Below are 1,709 nucleotides of genomic sequence, written 5' to 3'. Positions count from 1 at the left end.
GGCCCTTGACAACCCCATGTCAACCCCGGGGTGGGTCGTTCCCGTCGTGGGCAGTGTGCGGCCGTCCTCGCCGGTGTCCAGGCCGGGGCCCTGCGGGTGGCCTTCGGCCAGCCTGGACACCGGCTGCGGACGGCTGCTGTTGGCCACTATCGGGAACGAGGAGCAGGACTGGTCAGGACGCCATCCGCCTGCCGGTGTCGGTGATCTCGCCGGTGTCGGTGATGCTGTGGATGGTTCGGACCAGGGCGAGGTGGCGGGCGGGGTCGTAGGGGGTGTGGTCGGTCCAGCAGCGCCAGATCACGCGGACCCAGGCGCGGGCGAGCACGCGCACGGCGTGAGCGTGGCCGGCCCCGCGGGCGCGCGCCTTGGCGTAGACGGCCTGGGCCCACGGGCTGCCGGCGCGGCTGCCGTCGGCGAAGTCCACCAGGGCTTGGCGGAGGCGGCGGTTGCATCCGCGGCGGAACACCACGCTGCGCGAGCGCCCGGAAGCGCGAGTCGAGGGGGAGACCCCGGCCGCGGCGGCCAGAGCGTCGTCGGTGGGGTAGCGGCCGCGGGCGTCACCGATCTCGGCCAGCAGCGTCGCCGCCCGCACCGTGCCGGCGTGGGGCAGGCCGGTGAACACCGCTGCGTCGACGTGTGCAGCCAGGGCGATGGCGATGTGGTTCTCCAGGGCGGTGATGCGCTCGCGCAGGTTGGTCAGCAGCGCCACGAGCTCGGCGGTGACCGCGGCGGCAGCGTCCGCAGCCGGCCCGTCGGGAAGCCCGGCCGGGGCCCGACGCAGGTGGGCCATGAACTGCGCGGGGGTGCGCTTGTTGCTGTAGTGCGCGGCCTGAAGCCACGCGGCCAGGCGCTTCTCCGAGAGCCAGCGGGCCTTCTGCGGGGTCGGGAAGCGGGTCAGGAACGCCAGGCTGGTCTTGCCGTCGAGCTGCGAGAACAGCCCGACCGCGCCGGGGAACGCGGTCTTGAGGTGGTTGTGGAGCTGGTTGTGCGCGGCGACCCGGGCGGCGACGAGGTCACGGCGGGCGCGCACGAGCATCCGCAGCCCTTCGGTGGCCGGGGAATCGGTGGTCACCGGCGTGAGTCGGCGGCGGTCGGTGCGCAGCACGTCGGCCAGCAGGTAGGCATCGAAGCGGTCGTCCTTGTTCCCGGCGGTGCCGTACCGCGAGCGCAGCGCGGTCACCTGGCGGCTGGCCACGACGAACACCGTCAGCCCCGCCTCGAGCAGCGCCTGGACGACCGGGCCATCGCCGCGCTCGATCGCGATCCCAGCGACCCGGTGCCGGTCGAGCAGGGTGATCATCCGGGTCAGCCCGGCGCCGGAGTGCTCGACCGTCGTCCGCTCGACCGCGACGCCTTCCTCGTCGACGACACAGATCGCGTGCTCTGACCAGGACCAGTCGATCCCGGCCCACCGCAGCGGCGGTGCTGGCTCAGTGGTGGTCTGGTCCTGCTGCTGATCCATCGCTGAGTTCCGCTCCCGCCTCTCGCTACGAGCGCTCCGGGGTCGGTGAGGGCGCGGCAGCCGGGCGGTCACTGAGGCGCTCGAGGCGCACAACCCCATCGCCGGTCAGCACGCCCCGCCCCGCCGGGCCTCGCGGTTGTCAAGGAAGCCCTCGAAGGGGCCGAGCGAGCCTTGGCGATGACCCGACGGACCGGGATGCGCACCGCACCCGAGCGGGTCCGGCTGATCAAGGGTCTATCAGTGACCG

At 73.4% G+C, this 1,709-nt stretch carries 1 protein-coding gene; it reads right to left on the bottom strand.

Going from position 1 to position 1,709, the window contains the following annotated elements:
• Nucleotides 1-172 precede the first annotated feature (172 nt).
• Nucleotides 173-1,462 carry an IS110 family RNA-guided transposase gene (locus tag PH190_RS30545; protein WP_274235314.1) on the bottom strand — a complete coding sequence of 430 codons (1,290 nt, stop codon included), beginning with the start codon at nucleotides 1,460-1,462 and terminating at the stop codon, nucleotides 173-175.
• Between the last annotated feature and the right edge of the window lie 247 nt (nucleotides 1,463-1,709).

Source organism: Actinomycetospora straminea (assembly GCF_028737255.1).
Taxonomy (GTDB): Bacteria; Actinomycetota; Actinomycetes; order Mycobacteriales; family Pseudonocardiaceae; genus Actinomycetospora; species Actinomycetospora straminea.
This window is presented reverse-complemented; position numbering and strand designations above follow the sequence as displayed.

What these genes read in the sequence shown, in the direction of transcription:
- PH190_RS30545 (WP_274235314.1), bottom strand. Translation starts at nt 1,462, where the DNA reads ATGGATCAGCAGCAGGACCAGACCACCACTGAGCCAGCACCGCCGCTG.